4 protein-coding genes and 1 pseudogene are annotated in these 4,919 nt (G+C 57.2%); 1 reads left to right on the plus strand and 4 read right to left on the minus strand.

The genetic code is table 11. The annotated features are described in order from the left end of the window. From AB4043_RS14495 to AB4043_RS14510, 4 genes and pseudogenes are all read right to left on the minus strand, one after another. A pseudogene (locus AB4043_RS14495) lies at positions 1 to 634 on the minus strand (hypothetical protein); the annotation flags it as partial. A gap of 11 nt (positions 635 to 645) precedes the next feature. After that, a complete protein-coding gene (locus AB4043_RS14500) occupies positions 646 to 2,292 on the minus strand; it encodes a GspE/PulE family protein (protein WP_442300894.1) in 1,647 nt (548 codons plus the stop codon). Positions 2,293 to 2,323: 31 nt separating this feature from the next. Further along, positions 2,324 to 3,523: a type II secretion system F family protein gene (locus AB4043_RS14505; protein WP_442307358.1), complete on the minus strand. Its 1,200-nt coding sequence runs from the start codon at positions 3,521 to 3,523 to the stop codon at positions 2,324 to 2,326. A 130-nt stretch (positions 3,524 to 3,653) separates the two neighbouring features. Continuing rightward, positions 3,654 to 4,043, minus strand: a complete 390-nt coding sequence (locus AB4043_RS14510) for a HesB/IscA family protein (protein WP_442300892.1) — start codon at positions 4,041 to 4,043, stop codon at positions 3,654 to 3,656. A 317-nt stretch (positions 4,044 to 4,360) separates the two neighbouring features. Between AB4043_RS14510 and AB4043_RS14515 the strand changes: the two genes are divergently transcribed. Then, on the plus strand, positions 4,361 to 4,639 hold the full coding sequence (locus tag AB4043_RS14515) for a hypothetical protein (RefSeq protein WP_442300891.1): 279 nt from the start codon (positions 4,361 to 4,363) through the stop codon (positions 4,637 to 4,639). The last annotated feature ends 280 nt before the right edge of the window (positions 4,640 to 4,919 follow it).

Below are 4,919 nucleotides of genomic sequence, written 5' to 3' on the forward strand. Positions count from 1 at the left end.
ACACTACGTTGCCGCCTCGCACGATCGCAGTGGTCATGCTGGCTTCATCAATATTCAAGAGCAGTTGCGCCTTTGGCTCCGCGGGGTCGAGCGCTGCCACGGCAGCCAGCGTCGACGGCAGCACTGCGCCGGGCTCATATCCTGCCTCGCGAACGGCCTGCTCATACTCTGTGCGCAAGTCCGCGGGCATGGCGACCGCCAGGACACTCACGCTCCCCCTGGCCTCGCTCATCACCTGGTAGCTGACCGCGGCGGTATCAGAATCAAAGGGCAACATGCGCTTCAGACGGAACCGCACCACGCTCTCGGCGTCGTCTGCCCGTGAGGGCATGGTGTCGAAATCCAGGAGAACGACGCGGACCGTTGCATCCGGAAGAACAAGCGTGACATCACGGCTCTGTGCCGCTACCCGCTCCAGCGCCGAACGCAGTGCGGCGGCAACCGCAACACGGTCTACAAGGTTAGGAACCTTCAGCGAAGGCTGCAAAGCACCCGCGCGCAGCGATACCTGCGTGACTGCACGCACCGGTGCCGTGGTTACATCAGCCGCTGCGGCCACCACCAGTTCGCCACGTAACTCTACCGCCAGGCGGGGACGTTGATGTGTGCCGCTCAACTTGGAAAGAAAGGACATATGTTGATCTGTTACCGGGTCGCCTCGATAAAGGTTACCTTGTTGATCTCCTTCAAGGTAGTCACACCGGCGCGCACACGCTGCAGCGCCGAGTCGCGTAGAAATGCCATTCCTTTTTCACGCGCCACACGCCGAATCTCTGAGCCTGGCTTCTTGGCCAGCAGCATCTCGCGGATCTCATCATCCAGCTCCAGCAACTCATGAATGGCCGAACGTCCGCGATACCCCGTGCCGCCGCACTCCATGCAGCCGGCGCCTTCGCGGAACTTGAAACCTCGCCAATCCTCGAGCTCGAGACCGCTCTGCAGCAGCGTCTCATCGTCGTACGTAACGTAGTGCGCGCAAAAATCACAGATCTGGCGTACCAGCCGCTGCGCCAGAATACAGTTCAAGGCAGAGACAAAGTTGTACGGCTCCACTCCCATATTCAGGAAGCGGCCAAGCACATCGACAACGTTATTCGCGTGCACGGTCGTAAAAACAAGGTGCCCGGTCAGCGCTGAGTTGATGGCGATCTGCGCAGTCTCAGCGTCACGAATCTCACCGACCAGAATCTTGTCAGGGTCGTGACGCAGAATCGAACGCAGACCGCGGGCAAAGGTCAGGCCCTTTTTCTCATTGACCGGAATCTGGGTGATGCCGCGAATCTGATACTCGACCGGATCTTCGATCGTGATGATCTTGTCTTCTTCGCTCTTGATCTCGTTCAACGCAGCATACAGCGTGGTCGTCTTACCGGAACCCGTAGGTCCCGTGACCAGCACCATGCCGTACGGCTCTTTGATGTAACGCCGGAACCGCCGCAAATCCTCCTCCGCAAAGCCCACCACTTCCAACGAGAGCTTGGTGAACTTCTCGCTCATCGACTCCTTATCGAGCACACGGAGCACAGCATTCTCACCATGCACTGTCGGCATGATCGAGACACGGAAATCGATCAGCCGTCCCTTGTACCGCACGCGGAAACGTCCGTCCTGAGGCACACGGCGCTCGGCGATATCCAGTTCGCTCATGACTTTGATACGCGAAAGAATCGTCTGATGATGCTCACGCGCGATGGGCGCCATGGCCTGTGTCAGCACACCATCGATGCGGTACTTCACCAGCAGTGAGTCGTCGTAAGTTTCAAGGTGGATATCTGAAGCCCGGCGCTCCAGCGCCGTAAAGATGGTCGTATCTACCAGGCGGATAATCGGGGAGATATCTTCTTCGCTGGTCAACTTCTCGATCGAGATATTCTCGTCCGCATTCTCGTCCAGCGACACCACATCGAAAGTCAGCCCCTCGCTCGCCTCTTCCAGAACACGCTGCGACTGCTCGTTCTTCTTCAGCAGGTCGGTAATCTGCGACAGCGTCGCCACYCGCGTGATCAGCCGCGCCGAAAGCAGTGACGCAATCTCATCCAGCATCATCAGCTTTGAGGGATCGCTTACCGCGATCAGCAGGCGGCCATCGGGCCTCTGTTCCAACGGGACGAAGTTATAGCGGAACATGAGTTCCACCGGCACCGTCCGGAACAGCTCATGCTGAATCTTGAAGTTTTTCAGGTCAACAAACTCAGAGTGATAGCGGCGCGCCAGCATCTGCGCACGCTCTACCTCGTTCAGCTCCAGGCCGTTGGTCGAGGGAATCGGGATCGCGATGGGAGCTTGTGCCATGGTTTATTGGACTCCGGTTTGCGCCAAGGGTTTACTGACCGAGACCGCCAGCGCCCAGCGAGAAGATCGGTAGATAGAGAGAGATAAGAATAACGGCAATCACAATGCCCATAAAGACGAGCAGGATTGGCTCAATCAGGCTCATGGCCGCCGCCAGGGAAAGCTGTACGTCCTCCTCAAAAAACTCGGCCACCGAGTTCAACATCGCAGGCAAGGCGCCGGTGGACTCACCGACCTCAATCATCTCTGTCGCCAGGTTCGGAAAGATTTTCGTCTGCCGGAGAGAATACGCCAATCCTCTGCCTTCGCGGACCGAGCCCACCGAAGCATACACGGCCAGTGCCGTCTGGCGGCTATTGATCGATTTTGCCGCCGTCTCCAGTGACGGCACCAGCGGCAGACCGCCGGTCWACAGCGTCGACAACGTGCGGGAAAACAGCGCTACCTGGTACTTCAGCCACACCGGCCCAATCAGGGGCAGCCTGATCCGGATGCGATCGACCAATTGATTCCCGGTATCCGTCTTCAGCCAGCGGAAGAAGATATAGATCGCTATGGCAAACACCATGGCGGCGTAAATTCCATAGTGCTGCGCCTGTTTCCCAAGATTCAGCAGAAAGACCGTAATTGCGGGCAGCGGCGTATTCAGTTGCTCGTACAGCTCCGCAAACCGCGGAATCACAAAGGTCAGCAAAAAGATCATAATGCTGATCACCATCAGCACCAGAACAATGGGATACACCATCGCCGACTTCAATCTCTTGGTAAAGCTCAACGACAACCGCTGAAAGTCGACAAATCTCTGCAGTACCTCTTCCAGGTTGCCCGACCGCTCACCAGCCAGAAGCGTCGTGGTGTAGATAATCGGCACGCCACTCTGCGCATCGAACGCCGACGACAGCGACTCGCCCGTACGGACGCGTGCTGCGACGTCCTCCAACTGCCCCTTTAGATTCAGGTCTTTTTGACCAGCTGTCAGCAGGTCCAGCCCGCCCAGGATGGGCAGACCAGCGCGGATCAGGGTCAGGAACTGCTGATTGAAGATGAGAAAGGTGTCGAGCTTGATCTTCTTCTTGCGTCCTGCCGCCAACACCGAGCGGGGCTTAACGGAATAGACCAGGTAGCCCGCCTGCGTGAAACGCAGACGTAACTCCTCAGCCGTGGCAGCGGCGTGGATTTGCTCCTGTATGCGGCCGCGCTCATCGGCCAACTTGATGACAAACTCAGTCATGAATCCGGCGGGGGTAACCCTGTATGAGTTTAGACGCCGCGTGCCCCTTTTCGGAGGTCCATTTCCATCAAACTCACACAAAAGAAAAGACCTCGCCCGAAGCGAGGTCTTTTCACCGGAAATCAGAAACTTACACGCTGAAGCTCGATCCGCAGCCGCAGGTGCTCTTCACCTGAGGGTTCTCGAACTTGAAGCCGGCAGCCTCCAGCGTCTCAACGTAGTCCACGGTGCAGCCGTTCAGGTACATGGCGCTGGTGGCGTCCACAAACACCTTCAGGTCCTCGAAGCGGACGACCTTGTCCATCATGCCCTGCTGGTTCTCGAAGCTCATGGAGTACTGGAAGCCGGAGCATCCGCCGCCTACAACACCGATGCGCAGACCGGCCGGGACTGGATCCTGGGTAGCCATAATCTCCTTCACCTTGGCAATCGCCGCCGAGGTCAGGTTGACGGGCTGCGTCGAGGGCATCGGCGAGGAAACAACCTCAACAACCTCGGGGGTAGCGGCAGTAGTGGCCATGGTAAGAAACTCCTATTCAGTCGATCTCTATCTAAGTGTATGCCCCCTCGGAAGGCCGGGCAAGGGGCGATTTTGCGCCCGCTACACAAGTAATGGATGCCGTCGTACCTAAATGGATGCATTTTGGACCAGTGTTCCAAAACCGGCGTATATTTCCGTGTGACGGCCTTTTCTACCGTCCGAGCCTGCATACTGCCCGTTACAGACCCGCCGGTAGGCTGACCGTCGTTTCGTGTGGACGCTGCGAATCAAATTCCCCCACACAGACGGCAACCGTTCTAGTACGCCTGCAGTGATTCTCTCAGGAGGTGTACCCCATGAGCACCATGACTCTGCTCTGGACCGTTTGGGGCTTCCTATTTATTTCCACGACTGCCCTTATGGTCTATCGTGGTCTTCTTACCCGCGGGGAAGAAGACCAGATCTTCCTGGATGAAAATATCCTCGGCGAAGAAAAACGCCGTCAGGACGACATCCAGCGGAGAATCCAGTACCTTAAACCCTTTGTAGCCTTCGCCGGTGGAACCACGATTGCCCTCTCTGCCGCGCTGCTGGGAATTTATGTTGTAAACGCCATCCAGGTTCTGCGCGGATGAGTAGAATTCCCAATCGAGCTCCAGAAGGAGCGCCTTGGTAAAACCGGCCGCCAGAATTGGCGGCCGGTTTCGTTTTCGAACCCTTTCTACTTAACTCGGCATCTTCCATAGTGAGGAGGCGGTGTCATTGTGATCAGGTTCATCGCCAACTGGTTTATTGACTTCTTCGGCATTACCCACCCGACTGAACGTCAGAAGCGTATGGCTGCCTGGTTCATTGTCGGGTTGATGACAGCCACTCTGGCCGTCCTCGGAGGGATCGCCACCGTGCTCTTCTATC

Source organism: Terriglobus sp. YAF25, assembly GCF_052113305.1.
In the GTDB taxonomy this organism is placed as follows: Bacteria; Acidobacteriota; Terriglobia; order Terriglobales; family Acidobacteriaceae; genus Terriglobus.

Excerpts from the sequence above, each read along its gene's own strand:
- AB4043_RS14515 (WP_442300891.1), top strand. The coding sequence starts at position 4,361 with ATGAGCACCATGACTCTGCTCTGGACCGTTTGGGGCTTCCTATTTATT.
- AB4043_RS14510 (WP_442300892.1), bottom strand. The coding sequence starts at position 4,043 with ATGGCCACTACTGCCGCTACCCCCGAGGTTGTTGAGGTTGTTTCCTCG.